Origin of the sequence: Piscicoccus intestinalis NBRC 104926, from assembly GCF_001515525.1 — a bacterium.
Taxonomy (GTDB): Bacteria; Actinomycetota; Actinomycetes; order Actinomycetales; family Dermatophilaceae; genus Kineosphaera; species Kineosphaera intestinalis.
The window spans coordinates 1-18,339 of the sequence record NZ_BCNQ01000098.1; the positions used below are offsets into that span (position 1 = coordinate 1).

An 18,339-nucleotide genomic window follows, 5' to 3' on the forward strand; every position below is an offset into this window, starting at 1 on the left:
CCGCCGCCGCCCCCACCGGGGCCAGCGCGCCCGCACTCGACCGCGCCGACGACCCCGAAACCGACGCCGACGCCGAACTCGACGACGAACTCGACGACGAACTCGAGGCCGAGGCCGAGGAGGATGTCGACGGGGAGCTCGGCGCGCTGCCCGACGGCCGCCCGGCCCCCGGCCCGGAGGCCGACCCGTCCTCGGTCCACGCCACGCTCGGGCCCGGAACCCGACCCGGGGCCTGGCGGCGGATCCGGTCCCGCCCCGGAGCCGCCCACCGCTTGGCCGCCACGAAATCCTTCACCCACCCCGGAGGTGCCTTCGGCGCGGGCGCCTTCGCGCCCGCGCCATCACGCAAATCGACCTTGCCGCGGGCATCACCCGGCGGCACCGGCGGCGGCACCGGCGACGCCGCGCCCGCCGGCACCCCCGCGCCGAACGCCACCAGAACCGCCACCGACACCCCAGACAACCCCGACACCACGCGCGAACGACCCGCCATGACAGCCTCCCTCGGCCTGTCCCCCACACCAACCCAACCCGCAGCACCGCGAACCCGGCAAAAACCCTGAAAACCACACCCCCACAATCAGATTGCGCGTGACCCGCCAGCCTCGCTAGTGACCTGGCAAAGACTTGACTCAACTCGGCGAGAACGCTGGACATCGGCTCGCACGCCGTCACCTCCGACGATCCGCACGCCACGCAGCGGTGCCATCTCTCGCCGGCCCGGCGCCCACCAGCACGGAACGCCTCAGCCAGATGCTCGGCGTCCGCGCCGCCATGCGCTCGCACCTGCTGCGGTCCCGTTCGACGCTGCGCTGAGAATGCGGCGTCAGCGGTCGGCGCCGTTCGAGCAGGAGGGTGGAGGCCGGCTCGATGCCGTCGTCGTGGGCGCGGCGTGCCGCCTGGATGGAGACTTCGTGCTGGCGGCGGCCGAGCCGGCCGCGGCTGTGCCCGGCAGCCGGGTGACGTCGGCCTCGGTCAGCGAGCGTCGACTCCAGCGCACAGGATCCCGTGCGCCCAGGGCAACTAATCGGCTGTGGTCGATGCGCGAGGCCCGGCGGACGCCGGAGAAGTCGACTAGCGCCACAAGGAGCCGCCGCGCCGGGTGATGGTGTTGGGAAATCGAGCACTCCGGGTAGTAGCTCAGCAGGTAGCATCGCTGGTATGAAACTGAGTGTGAGTCTCCCTCAGGAAGACGTCGCCCTCCTCGATGCGGTCGTCGCGGAGAAGCGCGCTGCCGGCCGCTCGGCGGTGATCCAGCAGGCGATCGAACTCCTCCGGGAGGCGAGGCTTGTCGAGGAGTACCGGCAGGCCGCCCAGGAGTGGGAGTCATCGGGTGACGCAGAGGCCTGGGCCTCGACGGATGCGGACGGCATCGTCGATGAGGCGTGGTGACATCGTTCTGGTTCGGCTCGATCCGGCCGAGGGCAGCGAGGCCGCCAAGACGCGGCCGGTGGTCGTCGTGGGCCGTGACGCCCACACGTCGATGAGCGTCGAGCTGGGCCGCGGTGTCGTGACCATCGTGCCGTTGACCAGCAACACGGCCCGAGTTCTGTCCTTTCAGGTCTTTCTCTCCGCGGCGCAGACAGGGCTGGACCGCGACTCGAAGGTGCAGGCCGAGCAGGTGCGGTCGGTCGACGTCCGCCGGCTCGGCCCGGTGATCGGCAGAGTGCCCAGGGAGCGAATGACGGACGTGGACTCCGCCCTCCGCCTGCACCTCGCCCTCTAGACCGGCAAGCCTCAGCCGACGCGGTCCGACGCAGCGGCGGAAGTGCCGCCCGGCGCCGCCTCCCCGGCGACCCCGGGGTGGGCGGCTGCGCGAGGATGGGGCGATGGAACTCGAGGTCAACGGCGCCCGGCACACCGTCTCCCACCCGGACGAGCCGCTGCTGTGGGCGCTGCACGACGAACTCGGCCTCAACGGGGTGCATTACGGCTGCGGGGCCGGCATCTGCGGCTGCTGCACGGTGCTCGCCGACGGGCAGCCGCTGCGCAGCTGCCAGGTCAGCGCCCGCGACGCGGCCGGGCGCTCGTTGACCACCCTTGAGGGGCTGGCCGCGCTCACCGGCGCCACCGGCGACGAGCTGCACCCCGTGCAGCAGGCGTTTCTCGAGAATCCCCTGCAGTGCGGGTGGTGCCTGCCCGGCCACGTCATGACCGCGGTCGGGCTCCTGTCGCGCACCCCCGACCCGAGCCCCGAACAGATCGCCGCGGAGGCGGGCCGCAACCTGTGCCGCTGCGGCGGCTACACCGCCGTCCGCGAGAACGTCGCCCGCGCCGCCCAGATCGCCCAGGAGGGGTCGTGAGCGCCGAGCCGGGCGACCCGAACGGCGAGTCGAGCGCGGCGGGCGCGCCGGACTCGCCGACCGGGGCCTCGCCAAAGAAGCGCGGCATCACCCGGCGGCGACTCTTGCTCGGGGCCGCCGCCGGCGCCGGGCTGCTCGTCGTCGGCGCGCCGGTCGCGCTCGACCGGGGCCGGCCGCGGCTTGCGGAGGCGATCTTCGAACGCGGCACCGGCTCCCCCACCATCCCCGACGGCCTCGTGTGGTTCGAGCTGCACGGCGACGACCGGCCGGTCACCCTGCACGTGCCGAAGATCGAGATGGGCCAGGGCGTGCACACCGGGTTCGCCCAGCTCGCCCTCGAGGAGCTCGCGATCGAGCCCGAACAGCTGCGCGTACAGCAGGCCGACACCGCCCGCGGCTTCGCCGCCGACGCCCAGTTCACCTTCGGCTCGACGTCGGTGAGCACGATGTACCAGCCGGTGCGCGAGGCCGCCGCCGCGGTGCAGGCGATGCTCGCCGCCGAGGCCGGCGCCCGGCTCGGGGTGAGCGCCGACCGACTCGACGCCGCCGCCGGCCGGTTCACGGTGCGTGGCACCGACCGCGCGCTGACATTCGGTCAGGTCGTCGCCGGCCGCACGACGCCCTGGCAGCTGCCCGAGCAGCCACCGGCCCTGCGCGGCCGCGGCTCGTTCACCCGCATCGGCCGCGACCTGCGACGGGTCGACATGCGCGACAAGCTCACCGGCGCTGCGGTGTACTCCTACAACGCGCGCGTGCCCGGCATGCGATTCGGCGCCGTCGCGCGCCCACCCCGCTTCGGCGCCACCCTGCGCTCCGGCCGCGGCCCCACCCGTGACGGCCTGACCGTGCTCATCGACGCCGAGGCGAACTTCGCCGGGGTCGTCGCGCCCACCCGCACCCAGGCGTGGGCGGCCCTCGCCGAACTGGAGCTGGAGTGGGAGGGTGGCACGCAGGCCAGCTCCGCCGACCTCGACGCGATGCTGCCCGCGACGGGCGGCGCCGTCATCCGCCGCGACGGCGACCTCGACGACGCGCTCTCCCGCGGCACGCTCGTCGAGGCCGAATACCGCACCCCGCTCGCGCACCACGCGCACCTGGAGCCGGTCGCCGCGCTCGTCGCGATCGACCCGCCCGCGCAGCCGGACGGGCCCCGGCCCGTGCGCGCGTGGGTGGGCACTCAGGCTCCGGGCGCCGCGAAGGACGCGCTGACCGAGCTGCTCGGTGACGGCCATGACGTGACCGTCTACCCCACGCTGCTCGGCGGCTCGTTCGGGCGCAAGGGCAGCCAGGACGCCGCGGTGGAGGCGGCCCGGCTGGCCCGCGCCGACGGCTCGCCCGTGCACGTCGGCTGGAGCCGCGGCGAGGACCTGCGCCACGGCGTCTACCGGCCCCCGACGCACACGCGGCTGCGCGCCACCGTCGAGGGCACCGGCGACGCGGCCCGCCTGCGCGGCGTCGAGCAGTTCAGCTCCTCCGGCGACATCATCTGGGCGATCGCCGGACTCCCCGAATTCGTGCGCGACACCCTCGGATTCGACCCCGGCACGCTGCTCGCGCAGTTCCTGCCGTACCGCCTCGACGGCTACCGGGTGCGCAACGAGCGCGAGGAGCTGCCGGTGCCGACCGGACCATGGCGCGGGCTCGGGGCCTACCCGAACACCTTCGCCCTGGAGAGCTTCGTCGACGAGCTCGCGGCTGCCGCCTCCGCCGACCCGGTGCGGTTCCGGCTCGCAAACCTGCCCGACGACGACGCCGGGAGGCGGCTCGCGGCCGTGCTCCGCACAGCCGCGCAGGAGTCGGGGTGGGGCGGGCCGCTGCCGGCGGACGGCGCCCGGCGGGGCCGCGGCGTCGCGTGTTGCCTCGATCACGACACGGCGGTCGCGCAGGTCGCGCAGGTGCGGGTGGGCAACGGCCGCATCGAGGTCGAGCGGGTCGTCGTCGCCGTCGATCCCGGGCTCGTGGTCGACCCGGCCGGCGCCCGGCAGCAGGCCGTCGGCTCGGTCGTCATGGGGCTGAGTTCGGCGCTCGTGGAACAGCTCTCGGTGGCCGACGGGGCCGTGACGCAGGGCAACTTCGACGACTACCCGATCCTGACGATGGACCGCACGCCCCCGATCGACGTCTTCTTCGTCGACAGCGACGACCGGCCCCGCGGCATGGGCGAGCCGGTGCTCGGGCCGGTCGCCGCCGCGGTGGCCAACGCGGTGCACGCGGCCACCGGGCAGCGAGCCCGGAGCCTGCCGCTGCGGCTCACCTAGACTGGATCGATGTCCTCGTCAACCCCGTCTCCCACCCGGCCGTCCCGGCTCCCGACGAGGATGCCCAACCCGCTGATCTGGGCGATTCCCGTGGCGCTCGCGTTGACAGGGGTCGTCTGGCTCGTCGGCGAGCAGATCCACCGCACCGACCTGCTTCCCGACACCGGACCCTCCTGGTACTACTGGCAGCTGCCCGAGCCGACCGTGTGGACCCGGCTGTCGGCGTGGGGCGGGTACGTCGCCCACCAGCTCGCGCTCTGGGGCCTCATCTACTACGCACAGACTCGTGTGCGGCGGTACACCGCGGGGCTGCACCCGATCAACGCCGTGGCCCTCGGCGTGAACTTCGCGTTCATCGTGCTGCACCTGGCCCAGAGCGTGTTCTTCTACGACGGCCTCGCCCAGGACGTGTCGATCTACAGCTCGCAGGGCTCGGTCATCCTGCTGCTCGTCGTCGTGCTGCTCATGGAGAACCGGCGCCGCGGCATGTTCTTCGGCAGGAAGGCGCCACTGGCCCGCCGGGTCGTCGACGTCGCCCGCCGATACCACGGCTACCTGTTCAGCTGGGCCATCGTCTACACGTTCTGGTACCACCCGGCGGAGTACACCCAGGGCCACCTCATCGGGTTCTTCTACATATTCCTGCTGCTCATCCAGGGCAGCCTGTTCTTCACCCGCAGCCACACGGACCGGTGGTGGACCCTGACGCTCGAGGTTATGGTGCTCATCCACGGGGCGCTCGTGGCGGTCATGCAGGCCGGGCCCACCGGGTTCTGGCCGATGTTCTTCTTCGGCTTCTTCGGGATCTTCGTCATCACCCAGATGCACGGGGTCGGGCTCTCGCGGCTGACCCGGTGGCTGCTCGGCGGCACCTACGTGCTCGCGGTGCTCGGCGTCTACACCTTCCGCGGGTTCGACAAGGTCGACGAGATCGTGCGCATCCCGGTCATCGAATACGGACTGGTGTTCCTGCTGACGCTCCTGGTGTGGCCGGTCGTGGCCCTCGTCGACGCGATCCGGCGTCGCCGCGGACCCGCCACGGGCGCGACCGCGGCTCGGGAGACACCGGTGCCGGCCAAGGAATCGCCGGAACGACTACCGCGATCGGGCTGACCTCGACGGCGACCTGCGCCGATGCCTCGTGAGGCAGCATCGGGATCGTCGATATGGCACAACACCGTCGGCGAGCGCCTCGTTTCCTGGGTTTATCCTGGCAGCGCGATCCCGGTGCGGCCGTATACCGCTCGGACGCACCAAAGCGAGGGGAAGTGGGCAGGAATGGCAAGCGACGGATTGAGCGTGGGCTACCGGCTCTGGTGGAACATCCGCAAGGCCGTGATGTCGGTGTTCGGGCCGGCCCAGCTGGGCGGCGACAGCGACCCGATCCGCCGTCTCGAGCGCGAGCGGGCCGCTAAGGTCGCCGAGGCGCAGGCCAAGCGTCAAGGCAACTAGCCACCTCCCGAGAATGGTCGCCCCGGTCAGGGCCGGGCGAGGATCTCCCCGTGCACGACGACGAACCAGGAGTCGGGCCCCGGCCACTCGCGCCATGCCTGCGCCATGCGGGCCAGCTGCTCGTCATCGGCCAGACCGTGCCGTCGGCACCCGTCGGCGAAGTCGGAGTCGGTGACCCGCCGTGACCACGTACCCGCCCAGTACTCCCGGCCGGCCTCGTCGGCGTAACACCAGGTGCTCGCCGAGGCGCTGACCTCGGTCAGCCCCGCCGCGTGGGCCCACTCCAGCAGACGACGCCCGGCGTCGGACTCCGCGCCGTTGGCGCGGGCGAGGCGCCGGTAGGTGTCGAGCCAGTCGGCCATCCCCGCCGAGCGCGGATGCCACGTCATCGCCTCGTAGTCGGCGTCGCGGGCGGCCACGAGGCCGCCGGGGCGGGCGACCCGGGCCATCTCGGCCAGCGCCGCCACCGGGTCGGCGAGATGCTGCAGCACCTGATGGGCGTGCACAACATCGAAGCTGTCGTCGTCGAACGGCAAGGCGTACACGTCTCCGACTTCCCAGCGGGTGCGCTCGTCGCCGCGGGCAGCAGCCAGGGCGCGGGCCGCCTCCAGGGGTGCTTCGACGTTCTCGAGCCCGACGACCTGACCGGCTCCGGTGATGCCGTCGACGGCCTGTGCCAGATCGAGCGTGACCGAGCCGGGCCCGCAACCGACGTCGAGCAGCCGCATGCCCGGGCTCAGGTGCGGCAACAGGTAGGCGGCGCTCGTGGCGGCCGTCCGCGCGCCGTGCGAGGCGAGAACACTCGCGGCGTGGCCGTGGGTGTAGACCGCGCTGTTCTCATCATTCGAGATCACATGTCCCATTATATGGTCTGCTCTTCAGCGGCCTCCTCGGCGCGAGCGACTACACGCGCATCAAGCACGTCATGGTGAACATCGAGAGCCAATTCCATTGGTATCAATTGTCGGCATTTTGGTATCATCGCCGAATGGCCATGACCCTACGCCTCCGCCCCGAGCACGACCGGATTCTCGAAGAGATCGCTCGCGAAGACGGTGTGAGTAAGCACCAGGCCACCCTGAATCTGATCGAAGAGGCGGCCCGGCGACGCGGCCGTCGAGCGCGAATCGACGCGATCATGGACGACGTGCTGGACCGTGACGCGGAATTGCTGCGACGGCTGGCCCAGTGACCGACAGCGACTGGCAGTACCTGACAGTCGAGGATCTGCATCACATGGCGGCACGCCTGGGCACCCCCGCAGTGCGCGATGTCGGCCTGCTCGACTCGGCCGCGCATCGGCCGCAGTCCACGGTCTTCGGGGAGGACGCCTACCCCGACCTCGCGACGAAGGTCGCCGCCCAGCTCAGTTCGGCCGCACGCAATCACGCCCTGGTAGACGGCAATAAAAGACTGGCCTGGTCGGCTGCCCGGGCGCTGTGTCGCCTGAACGGTCACGAGTTCACTCAGCCCGACGATGACGCGGCGTACGACCTGGTCATCGCCGCGGCCACCGGTGCGGCGGACGTCACCCAACTCGGCGCCACGCTGCGCGACTGGTTGCGGCCGCTGTCGTGAGGCGCTGGCTCGTCCACAGCCCTGCTCGATGCAGTGACGTCGTCCACAGCGGTCGAGGCTGAGGCCTGCGGGCGCGCCGAGATCACCCGTAGGGTTCCGTGACGGCCGAGAGCCGGTCGATACTGAACCCACCGAGAGGAGGAGCCATGACCGCAGTGACACACATCTCGCCGCTGCCACGTCTGCTCTCTGTGGCCGAATGGGACGAGTGGTCTCAGCGGGAGGACGCCTATGAGCTGGTCGACGGCCTACCAACCGTGTCTCCACCCGAGATCATCCGCAACAACCGCGCGGCCGTGCACCTGGTGAACGCCCTGGATCGCGCTCTGGGCGCAACCGCGATCGTCACCCTGCAGTGCGAGGTTCTCGTGGATGACGCGGGGCCGACGGTGCGCAGACCCGACGTTGCGGCGCTGCGGGCGGACGTCGATGAGTCCACCTACCGGGTCGACGCGTCGCAGACGCTGCTGGTGGCCGAGATCGTCTCACCCGGTTCGGTGGTGCGCGACTGGCGCGACAAGCGCGCCGACTACGCCCGCGCCGGGATCCCCGCCTACCTCGTCGTCGACCTCACCGACGATCCGCACCGCATCACGCTCTTCGAGCAGCCCGAGGCCGGCGACTACACCCGCATCACCGGCGGCGCGCGAGTGACGCTCACGCTGCCCGGGGGCGAGCTCACCCTCACGCCCGCCGACCTCACGTCGTAGCGTGGGCAGCGGCCCACCCGGGCCGCTCGATTCGCGAGGAGGCGACGCATGGCAACACGCAATGGCAGTGCGATCTGGCGCGGTGACCTGAAGTCCGGCACCGGCGAGGTCACCGTCGGCAACGGCGTCTACACCGGCAACTACTCGTTCACGTCCCGCTTCGAGGACGGCGAGGGCACCAACCCCGAGGAGCTCATCGCGGCCGCGCACGCCGGCTGCTACTCGATGCAGCTGTCGGCGATGCTCGCAGAGGCGGGCAACACGCCGACGAGCGTCGACACCTCCGCGGTGTGCTCGCTGCGCAACATCGACGGCAAGCCGACGATCACCCAGATCGTGCTCACCACCGTCGGTGAGGTGCCCGGCCTGACCGAAGAGCAGTTCCAGGAGACGGCGGCGCAGGCCAAGGAGGTCTGTCTCGTCACCCGGGCCCTCGCCGGTGTCGAGGACATCGAACTCAGGGCCAGTCTGAAGAGCTGAGATCGGCGGCTGATCGGCGGCTGATCGACCGGCACTCTCGATGCCCACGCACCGCGACGGCCGGAGGCGGTTCGCCCCCGGCCGTCGCGGACCTGCTCCCGTGGGTGGGTCAGCTGCGCTGCAGCACCGAGGTGAGCGCCTCGAGCACCGCCGGGTCCTCGATGGTGCTGGGGACCATGGCCTCCTGGCCGTCGGCGATCTGACGCATCGTCTTGCGCAGGATCTTGCCCGAACGGGTCTTCGGCAGCGCCGACACGACGTCGACCTCGCGCAGGGCGGCAACCGCGCCGACCTCGTCGCGCACCCGCCCGACGAGCTCCTTCTTCAACTGCGCCTCGCCGGCCTCGTCGAGGTTGACGCCCGACTTCAGCACGACCAGCGCCCGCGGGATCTGGCCCTTCATCTGGTCGGCGACGCCGATGACCGCGCACTCGGCGACCTGCGGGTGACCCGACAGCGCCGCCTCGATGGAGCCGGTCGACAGCCGGTGCCCGGCGACGTTGAGCACGTCGTCGGTGCGGCCCATGACGTAGACGTACCCGTCGGAGTCGATGTAGCCACCGTCTCCGGTGAGGTAGTAGCCGTCGTAGGCCGACAGGTACGACTGCACGTAGCGGTCGTCGTCCTGCCACAGCGTCGGTAGCGTGCCGGGCGGCATCGGCAGCTTGATGCAGATCGCGCCCTCGGCGTCGGCCGGCACCTGGTTGCCCTGGTCGTCGAGGATCTGCACGTCGTAGCCCGGGGTCGGCACGCTCGGCGAACCCGGCTTGACCGGAAGCTCCTCGATGCCGACGGGGTTGGTCGCGATCGGCCACCCCGTCTCCGTCTGCCACCAGTTGTCGATGACCGGGATGCCGAGCTTCTCGTGGGCCCAGTGGTACGTGTCGGGGTCGAGCCGCTCGCCGGCGAGGAAGAGGCGACGGAAGTTGCTCAGGTCGCTCTTCTTCATGAACTCGCCGTTCGGGTCCTCCTTCTTGATGGCCCGGATGGCGGTCGGCGCCGTGAACAGCGAGGCGACCTTGTGCTTCTCGACGATGCGCCAGAACGTGCCCGCGTCGGGAGTGCCGATCGGCTTGCCCTCGAAGACGATCGTCGTCGCGCCCGCCAGCAGCGGGGCGTAGACGATGTAGGAGTGGCCGACGACCCAACCGACGTCACTGGCCGCCCACCACACCTCGCCGGCGTTGATGCCGTACAGGTTCGACATCGACCAGCACAGCGCGACGGCGTGCCCGCCGTTGTCGCGCACGATGCCCTTGGGCTTGCCGGTGGTGCCGGAGGTGTACAGCACGTACAGCGGGTCGGTCGCGGCCACCGGCACGCACTCGGCGCGCTCGATCGACTCGTCGGCCATGGCCTCGTCCCAGTCGACGTCGTTCTCGCCCATCTCGGCCTCCACCTGCGGGCGCTGCAGGATGACGCAGCGCTCGGGCTTGTGCTCGCTGCGGCGGATCGCCGCGTCGATCATCGGCTTGTAGGGGATCGTGCGGGTCGGCTCGATGCCGCAGCTGGCGGCGACGATGACCTTCGGCTTGGCGTCCTCGATGCGCGCGGCCAGCTCGGCCGGGGCGAACCCGCCGAAGACGACCGAGTGCACCGCGCCGATGCGGGCGCAGGCCAGCATCGCGACGAGGGCCTCGGGAACCATCGGCATGTAGATGACGACGCGGTCACCCTTCTCCACCCCCAGGCTGCTCAGCACGCCGCCGAAGCGCTCGACGAGGTCGAGCAGCTCGGAGTACGTGATCGTGCGGGAGGAGTCGGTGACCGGGCTTTCGTAGAAGATGGCGGGCTGATCGCCGCGCCCGTTGTCGACGTGACGGTCGACGGCGTTGTAGCACGTGTTCAGCTCACCGTCGGGAAACCAGCGGTAGAACGGCGGCCGCGACTCGTCGATCGTCGTCTCCGGAGAAGTGATCCAGTCGATGCAGGCCGCCACCTCCCCCCAGTACCCGTGCGGATCGCTCGTGCAGCGGTCGTGGACTTCGCGGTAAGCGCCGGTGCTCATGCCACATCTTTACGTCTGAGCCGCAGCCTGTCAGCCCTCCGCGACGATCAATACGACCAATTCGGCATGCGGCCGCGGAGTTGTTCGGCGAGCGGTTCACTGCCGCGACGAGCGGTCGCCCCACACTTGTATGTGGTCCGGCTCGCGACGGCGTCCGCAGCGGCTCTCAGGAGCAGCCGATGTGCAGTTCGACGAGCACGGTGCTGGGCACCCGTTCGCACCCGACCTCGAAGGTGCCCAGGTCACTGACCGTCCAGCGTCCCGACGCCTGGCGCACGAGCACGACGGCCGGTTCGATCGTCCCCGGGTCGTCGGGCACCAGAATGGCCGTCGCCCAGGTGCCTTCGTCGGAGACGTGGATCGAGCGCACGGTGTAGGCGGCGTCGGGCATGCGTGAGGTGAGGTCGGAGCCGCGCACGGCGCGCACGATGGCCCGCTGCACCGGCGTGCCCGTCTCGTCGGTCGGCCCGCCGGAGGTGGGCGCGGCCGGACCGACGACGCGGGTGGCCTGGAGGGTCGGGTACTGCGGCGGGGAGCCGGTCACCACGGCCGTGACCGGCTCTGCGGCGGGGCCGCCGGCGGCGGCGGGGTCTGCGATGTCCGGAACCGCGGCGAGGGCTGCCGCGATCCCGAGGCCGGCGAGGGCACTTGCAACGACCTGCAGGAGCTTCATGGGGATCCTTGTCAGGGCCCGTGTGAGGGGGCCGGATGAGGAGCCGGTGAGGGGTGCCGGGGGGTGGCGGTTTGTCTGTTTTCTTTGTCGGCGCGGTCGTCGCCGAACCACAGCACGCCGATCGTCACGAAAGGACAACGATCGCCGACCGGCCCGGCGGGCCGCGGGCGCGTGGGCGGTGCATCATCGAGCGATGGACATCGACTCGGTGCCCGCCCTGCGCGCCGCTCTCGACGGTGGCGCGTCGCTGGCCCACCTTCGCCTGCAGGGCCTTGACCTGCGCGGACACGACCACATCTTCGACGGCCGTACCGACATCGAGGGCCTGGTCGTGCTCGGCGGGCGGATTCGGCCCAAGCTCGTGCGGCGCCTGACGCGGGCCGGGGCGATCGTCTTTCCACCGACTCCGCACGTACCGGTCGATCCGTACCGCAGCAACCTCTACGCGCCCGACGAGCTGTACGCGGGCCTCGCCGACCACGGGTACGCGGCGACCCCGGACGCCCGGGCGTACGCGTGGAGCCGCGACCCGGAACTGACGAACGACGCGTACGTCTCGGTGCTGCGCGCCATGCACGACGCGGCGATGGGCGACAGCCTCGACGAGATCATCGACGACCGCGAAGTGGTCGGGATCATGGGCGGCCACGACTGGGGTCGCGGCAGCGAACGGTTCGCGCTCGCCGCGGCACTGGGCCACCGGCTCGCGAACACCGGCGTGCTCGTCGTCACCGGAGGCGGTCCGGGCGCCATGGAGGCCGCCAACCTCGGCGCCTACGCCACCGACGAGACCCGGCTCGGCAGCGCATTGCGCCTGCTGGCCGAAGTGCCGACGTTCGAGCCGGACATCGACGCGTGGGCGCGGGTCGCCTTCCGCGCCCGGGAGGCGGCTCGGCCGCACGCCTGGTCGGCGCCGCCGCGCAGCCTCGGTATCCCGACGTGGTTCTACGGCCACGAGCCCCCGAACGTCTTCTGCGACGCCGTCGGCAAGTTCTTCTCCAACGCCCTGCGCGAGGACGGGCTGCTCTCCCGCTGCCGCAACGGCGTCATCGCGCTGCCCGGCGCCGCCGGCACCGTGCAGGAGATCTTCCAGGCAGTGACGCCGCTGTACTACACCGAGCTCGAGACCCTTCCGCCGCTCGTGCTCGTCGGCGAGGAGCACTGGACGCGGCAGGTGCCGGTGTGGCCGGCGGTGCAGGCGCTCGCCGCCGGGCGGCCGATGGCCGACGCCGTGCACCTCGTCGACGACCTGGAGTCCGCCGCCGCGATCGTCGCGCCACGCTCCCGTCACAGCCCCTGAGACCTGCGGGCAGCGCCGAGGGACGTTCCGGGACGTCAGCGGCGGGTGGCCTCCTCAAGCAACTCCAGGACGTGACGGTAGACGCGGCCGGTGGCGCGGGTCATGCCGACCTCGCAGGTGCGGTTCGTCGAGACGTACACGTCGTCGGGGGCGCCGAGGGCCGCGACGTCGAGGGCCTCGGGTCGCGTGGCGGCCGCCGTCAGCTCGGGGTGCAGCATGCCGCGGTCACCGGCGAAGCCGCAGCAGCCCGCGTCCGGAGGCACGACGACCTCGCCGCCCCGGCGGGCCGCGACCGCCGCCGCGACCGTCGTCAGCGCGCCGAGGTCACCGGCGCGCCGGTCCGAGCACGTCGGGTGCACGACGATCCGCGGCGCCCTGCCTCGCGAGGGAACCGCCGCGGGAGGCGTTGCGGGAGCCGGTGCGCGGGCCGGCTCGGGGAGGCGGGGCAGCACGTGCTCGGCGACGAACGCGACGGAGTCGAGCACCTCCAGGCGCGCCACCCGCGCCGCGAGCTCGTCGTCGCCCGCGGCGCGCAGGTCGTGTGCGAGCTCGGTCAGGCCGTGGGTGCACGAGCTGGCGTCGGTCACCACGGGCACCCGCCCCTCCTGGGTCGCCTCGAGCAGCGCGGAGGCGGTGCGCCGCGCCATCGCGGCCGTGCCGTGTGTCAAACCCTTGCTACGCCAGACGGTGCCGCAGCACAGCGACTCGACACCCTGCGGAATGCGCACCCGCACCCCCGCACGGTCGCACAACGCCACGAACGCGCGCCCCGAGCCGAGCCCGCGCGCGGTCTCGCTCGGCCCGGCTGGCCCAGTCGTGCCATTAGACCGGGTCGGCCCCGTCGGCTCAGCGGGCTCGTCCGGCGCGGCAGCGGCCGGTCCGGCGGTCGCGGGTTCGCCGGGCGTCGCGGGCCCGAACAGCTCCCCGATGCAGGAGGCGAACAGCACGACGTCGCCGGGTTCGCGGCGGGAGTCGGTGGCCCGGCTGATGCCCGGCTCCGGCAGGTCGTACCCGACGTAGGGCACGAGATCGGTGGGCAGCACGCGGCGGGTCACCCCGGTGACCGCGCTGATCAGACCGGGCGGGCCGGACGCGTTGAGGCCGACGCCGGCGCGCAGGGCCGGCAGCACCCGACCCCACTCGCGCGCAAGCCGCTCCCCGACCGCCTGGGTCGCCGCGGTGTGCCGCGCGGCGCGATGCTTCTTCATGAACGCGCCGGTGTCGATCCCGACCGGGCACGCGCCCTGGCACAGCGAGTCGACGGCGCACGTGTCGACGGCCATGTACGCGTAGTCGCGCTCGACGTCTTTGCGCACGTCGTTGGGGGCCGCGGCCAGGTCGCGCAGCAGCGCGATGCGCTGCCGGGGCGTCGTCGTCACGTCGCGCGACGGGCACACCGGCTCGCAGTAGCCGCACTCGACGCACCGGTCGACGTCGGGGTCGACCTGGGCGGCGAGCTTGAGGTCGCGCAGGTGCGCCTTGGGGTCGTCGCCGATGACGACCCCGGGGTTGAGCACCCCGGCCGGGTCGGCGAGGCGCTTGACCTCGCGCATCACCTCGTACAACTCGTCGCCGTACTGCCGGCGCACGTACGGCGCCATGATGCGGCCGGTGCCGTGCTCGGCCTTGAGCGATCCGTCGGCGCCGAGCACGAGGTCGACGAGGTCCTCGGTGAACCGCTCGAATGCACGCAATTGTGTGTTATCGGAGAGGTCGGGGTTGATCATGAAGTGCAGGTTGGCGTCGCGGGCGTGCCCGAAGATCACGGCGTCGTCGTAGCCGTAGCCGCCGCACAGCCTCCCGAGGTCGCGCACGGTCTGGGTCAGGGCGGGCATCGGCACGACGACGTCCTCGAGCAGCGCGGTCGAGCCGGCTGGCCGGGCACCGGCGACCGCGGTGTACAGCCCCTTGCGCACCGACCAGGCGGACGCGCGTTCGGCGGGGTCGCTGGTGAACGTCACCGGGGACGACAGCCCGCGCAGCCCGGAGATCGCGCGCTCCATGGCGTCGCGGGTGTGGGCGAGCCCGTCGGGGGTCTCCTCCTGGGCCTCGACGAGCAGGGCGGTGTGCTCGGCGACGGCCAGCCCGTCGAGCGCGGCGACCCGCACCGGACCGGCCTGCGAGACCCGCAGGGAGGCGGCGTCCATGAGTTCGGCGGTGCGGCTGCCAGCCTCGATGAGCGCGGGCAGCGCGTGGGTGGCGGCGTCGATGGAGTCGAGCACGAGCAGCGCGGTCGCGACGTGCGGGTAGACCGGCACCGTGCGGTACGTCGCCGACAGGATGAACCCGAGCGTGCCCTCCGAGCCGACCATGAGGTGGGCCAGGATCTGCGCCGGGTCGTCGTGGTCGAGAAAGGCGTTGATTCCGTAGCCCATCGTGTTCTTCATCGAGAACTGGTGCTCGATGCGCCGCACGGAGTCGGGGTTGCCGCGCACGCGGTCACGCAGCCGGGCCAGCCCCTCCCACAGTTCCGGCTCGTCGTGCCGCAACCGGGCGTCGGCGTCGGGGGCCCCGGTGTCGACGCGGGTGCCCGAGGGCAGCACGAGGTCGAGCGCGTCGAGCGTGCGGTAGGTGTTCGCGGTGGTGCCGCACTGCATGCCGGAGGAGTTGTTGGCGACGACGCCGCCGATGGTGCAGGCGGATTCGCTGGCCGGGTCGGGCCCCAGCGCCCGGGCGTACGGGGCGAGCCGGGTGTTGACGGCGCGCACGGTGGCGCCCGGCTGGCAGCGCACCCGCGCGCCGTCGTCGAGCACCTCGACGTGGCGGAAGTTGCGGCGGGTGTCGACGAGCACCCCGTCGGTGCCCGCCTGCCCGGACAGGCTCGTGCCGCCGGAGCGGAAGGTCAGCGGTACGCCGTGCCGCGCGGCCACCGCGATCGCGCCCTGCACGTCGCGCCCGTCGCGGGCGATGACGATCGCCTGCGGCACGAGCTGAAAGTGCGAGCCGTCGTGGCTCATCCGCAGCCGGTCGATGAGCCGGGTGCGCAGCGGGCCCGGCCCGATCGTCTGCGTCAGGTCGTTGACCAGGTCTTTGTCGGCCTTTCCGACCGCCGCGAGCCGGTTCGCCGCGTCGGCGTCCGACGAGGGCGCGGGCCCGTGGGGGTCAAGATCGGCAGCGGTGTCGGTCATGAGAGAACCTCCGGCGATGGGGTCTCCATCCTACCTCCGAGGTCCGACATCCACCCTCGCGACGGTGCCGACGACGCCGACTCCGCCGGCGACGGCGCCGTCGTCAGCGGGAGCCAGCGGCAGTCAGCGCGGGTCAGCGCGGGTCAGCGCAGCGCGATCGGGTTGGCCGGGGCCCCGACGGCGCCGGTCACCGGCAGCGGCCCGGCGGTGAGCAGGAACTCGTACCGGCCGTCGGCCGCGCAGGCCGCGGCGAGGGCATCGAGGTCCCACATCTCCCCGATGAACAGCCCGATGTGCGGGATCGCCACCTGGTGCAGCGGCTGGAACGCGTCGTCGAACTCGTTCGGCCGCGCCTCGAAGCCCCACGTGTCGGTCGCGATGGCACAGATTTCTGTTCGGTGCAGCCAGTCCGCGGTCGTGAACGACAGCCCCGGAGCCGGTCCGCCCGCGTAGTCGCCCCACCCGTCCCGGCGCGTTCGGGCCAGTTGCCCGGTGCGCACGAGCACGATGTCGCCGCGGCCGACCCGGCCCGACTCGCCCTGGGCGGCGATCGTCTCCTCCAGGTCGGCGGCGGTGATCGCGTAGCCGTCGGGCAGCCCGTCGGAACCAAACCGCGCGCCCACCGTGCGGCCGACGTCGAGCAGCACCCCGCGCCCGCAGATCACGTCGGCGACGGTCTCGATGCCGGTGACCCCGTCTCCGAGGCTGGTGACGACCTCTTGCGCGGGCCGTCCGTTCCAGGCGCGGCCGTGGTCGAAGATGTGCCCGAGCCCGTCCCACTGGGTGGAGCACTGCAGCGGCATCGCGATGACGTCGTCGGCGCCGCCGATGCCGTGCGGGAAACCCTGCACCCCGGTGACGGCGTCGGTGCCGGTGTCGAGCATCGTGTGCACCGGGTTGGTGCGCCGCCGCCACCCCTTCTGCGGCCCGTCCATGTCGAACCGCTGCGACAGCGAGAAGGATTCGCCGGTGCGCACCAGCCCGGCCGCGGCGACCCGCAGGTCGGGGGTCAGGAAGTTCATCGTGCCGCGCACGTCGTCCTCGCCCCAGCGGCCCCAGTTGCTCACCCGCGCGGCGGCCGCCGCGACGGCCCCCTCGGGGTCGGTGCGGTCGAGGTCGGCCGGGGTCAGCGGCCCGAGGCGGTCGCGGCCGTCGTGGCTCACCTCGGCTGTCATCCCAGCTCCGCGAACGTGTCGGCGACCCAGTCGGCGATGAACGTCGACACGTACGGCAGGTGGTCGAGGCCGATGTGCTCGGTCGCGCCCTCGGCCGGCGTGAAGACGCGCAGCTCGCGCTTGGGCGAGTTCACCGCCTGCTCGTAGGAGCGGTAGGCGTATTCGAGCGGGATCTGCCGGTCGTTCTCGCCGTGCGCGATGAGAAACGGCACAGAAATGTGTTCGACGACGCCGTCGAGGTGCACGGCCTCCGCGTGGGTGATGAACGTGTCGAGGTCGTCTTTGCCCCACACCCACAGCACGTGCTCCCAGTAGTGCGGCACGGGGTTCTCGCCCTCGCGCTGCAGCCGGCGCTTCTGCACCGCCCCCCAGTTGTGGTTGGCGCCCCAGGCGACGACGAGCGCGAGCCGCTTCTCGAAGGCCGCGGCGCGCGGCGCGTAGTACCCGCCGAGCGACCAGCCGACGAGCCCGATGCGGTCGGCTCGCACGTCGTCGCGACCGGTCAGGTAGTCGACGCACGCCGCGGCCCACGTCTCGCTCTCCACGCGGGAGTGCAGGTCACGCAGCCGCAGCGCCTCGCCGCTGCCGGGGCAGTCGACCATGAGCGTCGAGATGCCGCGGGCGCGCAGCTCGTTGTGGTGATCGGACGTGTACATGTGCTCCTTGGTGGAGTCCAGGCCGTTGAACATGATCATCACCGGAGCGGGCTGGCCGTCGGTCGAGGCGTCGGAGAAGTACGCCGGCAGACTGGTGCCCTCGAACGGCACCTCGACGCGGCTGACGTGCGGCTCGAGCAGCTCGAACGACTTCGCGGTCAGGCGCAGGCAGTGCTCGTAGATCGCGTTGCGGCTCGCCCGGTGCTCCTGCTTCGCACTCTGCATGCGCTCGGACTGGGCGAGATAGCCGCTGGCACGCTTGTACAGCTGCCCGGCGGTGCGCCGGTGCCCCTTCGCCTCGGCGTCCTTCGCCTGCTCCTCGAGCTGGTCGGCGACGGCCTGCCAGGCCGCCATGAACTCGGTGGTGCCGACGTCGGAGCCCTGGTTGGCGAGCTCGCGGATCGGGCGGCACGCGCGGTCGACCTCGTCGATGAGCCCGCCGCTGTTGAGCGTGGCGACGACCCCGAGATTCCACACGTAGTTGCCGGGAAAGTATTCGAACATCGGTGATCCTCAGTGCTCCTCGGTGCGTTCTGGAGTCGGGTCGGCGAACGGGCGGGCGTCTCCGGCCCGAGCCGCCCGGGCCGACGCGGGGTCGCGGCGCCGGGGGCCGCCCGG

At 72.0% G+C, this 18,339-nt stretch carries 17 protein-coding genes and 1 pseudogene; 12 read left to right on the forward strand and 6 right to left on the reverse strand.

The genetic code is table 11. The annotated features are described in order from the left end of the window. The 7 genes and pseudogenes from PINTE_RS23305 to PINTE_RS23310 form a co-directional block, all read left to right on the forward strand. Positions 1–563 (forward strand): annotated as a pseudogene (locus PINTE_RS23305) (hypothetical protein); the annotation flags it as partial. A 598-nt stretch (positions 564–1,161) separates the two neighbouring features. Beyond that, positions 1,162–1,392: a ribbon-helix-helix domain-containing protein gene (locus PINTE_RS14750; RefSeq protein ID WP_068432243.1), complete on the forward strand. Its 231-nt coding sequence runs from the start codon at positions 1,162–1,164 to the stop codon at positions 1,390–1,392. After that, complete coding sequence (locus PINTE_RS14755; protein WP_245642966.1) at positions 1,361–1,726, forward strand: type II toxin-antitoxin system PemK/MazF family toxin; 366 nt, start codon at positions 1,361–1,363, stop codon at positions 1,724–1,726. The genes PINTE_RS14750 and PINTE_RS14755 overlap by 32 nt, the downstream gene beginning before the upstream one ends. A 103-nt stretch (positions 1,727–1,829) precedes the next feature. Next, entirely contained in the window at positions 1,830–2,303 is a 474-nt protein-coding gene (locus tag PINTE_RS14760; RefSeq protein WP_068432249.1) for a (2Fe-2S)-binding protein, read from the forward strand. Continuing rightward, on the forward strand, positions 2,300–4,561 hold the full coding sequence (locus PINTE_RS14765) for a xanthine dehydrogenase family protein molybdopterin-binding subunit (RefSeq protein WP_068432252.1): 2,262 nt from the start codon (positions 2,300–2,302) through the stop codon (positions 4,559–4,561). Before PINTE_RS14760 ends, PINTE_RS14765 begins: the two co-directional genes overlap by 4 nt. 9 nt (positions 4,562–4,570) lie before the next feature. After that, positions 4,571–5,674, forward strand: a complete 1,104-nt coding sequence (locus PINTE_RS14770) for a hypothetical protein (protein ID WP_217996601.1) — start codon at positions 4,571–4,573, stop codon at positions 5,672–5,674. A 165-nt stretch (positions 5,675–5,839) separates the two neighbouring features. Next, the gene (locus PINTE_RS23310) at positions 5,840–6,013 is read left to right on the forward strand and encodes a hypothetical protein (RefSeq protein ID WP_169798542.1); all 174 of its coding nucleotides are present in this window, start codon (positions 5,840–5,842) and stop codon (positions 6,011–6,013) included. Between the two features lie 26 nt (positions 6,014–6,039). Here the strand turns inward: PINTE_RS23310 and PINTE_RS14775 are convergent, their stop codons facing one another. Continuing rightward, positions 6,040–6,867: a methyltransferase domain-containing protein gene (locus PINTE_RS14775; RefSeq protein WP_245642967.1), complete on the reverse strand. Its 828-nt coding sequence runs from the start codon at positions 6,865–6,867 to the stop codon at positions 6,040–6,042. A 71-nt stretch (positions 6,868–6,938) separates the two neighbouring features. On the opposite strand from PINTE_RS14775, the gene PINTE_RS14780 reads away from it, so the two are divergent. The 4 genes from PINTE_RS14780 (at position 6,939) to PINTE_RS14795 (ending at position 8,781) form a co-directional block, all read left to right on the forward strand. Beyond that, entirely contained in the window at positions 6,939–7,205 is a 267-nt protein-coding gene (locus tag PINTE_RS14780; protein ID WP_217996602.1) for a CopG family transcriptional regulator, read from the forward strand. After that, a complete protein-coding gene (locus PINTE_RS14785) occupies positions 7,202–7,591 on the forward strand; it encodes a type II toxin-antitoxin system death-on-curing family toxin (protein ID WP_373280164.1) in 390 nt (129 codons plus the stop codon). Before PINTE_RS14780 ends, PINTE_RS14785 begins: the two co-directional genes overlap by 4 nt. Before the next feature lie 146 nt (positions 7,592–7,737). After that, positions 7,738–8,301, forward strand: a complete 564-nt coding sequence (locus PINTE_RS14790) for a Uma2 family endonuclease (protein ID WP_068432260.1) — start codon at positions 7,738–7,740, stop codon at positions 8,299–8,301. A gap of 48 nt (positions 8,302–8,349) precedes the next feature. After that, on the forward strand, positions 8,350–8,781 hold the full coding sequence (locus tag PINTE_RS14795) for an OsmC family protein (protein WP_068432263.1): 432 nt from the start codon (positions 8,350–8,352) through the stop codon (positions 8,779–8,781). Between the two features lie 109 nt (positions 8,782–8,890). On the opposite strand, the gene PINTE_RS14800 is transcribed toward PINTE_RS14795, so the two are convergent. Further along, positions 8,891–10,789, reverse strand: a complete 1,899-nt coding sequence (locus PINTE_RS14800; protein WP_068432266.1) for a propionyl-CoA synthetase — start codon at positions 10,787–10,789, stop codon at positions 8,891–8,893. A gap of 166 nt (positions 10,790–10,955) precedes the next feature. Continuing rightward, on the reverse strand, positions 10,956–11,462 hold the full coding sequence (locus PINTE_RS14805) for a hypothetical protein (RefSeq protein ID WP_068432269.1): 507 nt from the start codon (positions 11,460–11,462) through the stop codon (positions 10,956–10,958). Positions 11,463–11,655: 193 nt separating this feature from the next. Here PINTE_RS14805 and PINTE_RS14810 point away from each other — a divergent pair, with 193 nt between their 5' ends. After that, positions 11,656–12,762: an LOG family protein gene (locus PINTE_RS14810; protein ID WP_068432272.1), complete on the forward strand. Its 1,107-nt coding sequence runs from the start codon at positions 11,656–11,658 to the stop codon at positions 12,760–12,762. Positions 12,763–12,797: 35 nt separating this feature from the next. Here PINTE_RS14810 and PINTE_RS14815 read toward each other — a convergent pair whose 3' ends face one another. The 3 genes from PINTE_RS14815 to PINTE_RS14825 all read right to left on the reverse strand — a co-directional run bounded on the left by PINTE_RS14815 (position 12,798) and on the right by PINTE_RS14825 (position 18,225). Beyond that, the gene (locus tag PINTE_RS14815) at positions 12,798–15,890 is read right to left on the reverse strand and encodes an FAD-binding and (Fe-S)-binding domain-containing protein (protein WP_084343636.1); all 3,093 of its coding nucleotides are present in this window, start codon (positions 15,888–15,890) and stop codon (positions 12,798–12,800) included. A gap of 143 nt (positions 15,891–16,033) precedes the next feature. Then, on the reverse strand, positions 16,034–17,065 hold the full coding sequence (locus PINTE_RS14820) for a cyclase family protein (protein ID WP_068432275.1): 1,032 nt from the start codon (positions 17,063–17,065) through the stop codon (positions 16,034–16,036). Continuing rightward, positions 17,062–18,225, reverse strand: a complete 1,164-nt coding sequence (locus PINTE_RS14825) for an alpha/beta hydrolase family protein (protein ID WP_068432278.1) — start codon at positions 18,223–18,225, stop codon at positions 17,062–17,064. The genes PINTE_RS14820 and PINTE_RS14825 overlap by 4 nt, the downstream gene beginning before the upstream one ends. Between the last annotated feature and the right edge of the window lie 114 nt (positions 18,226–18,339).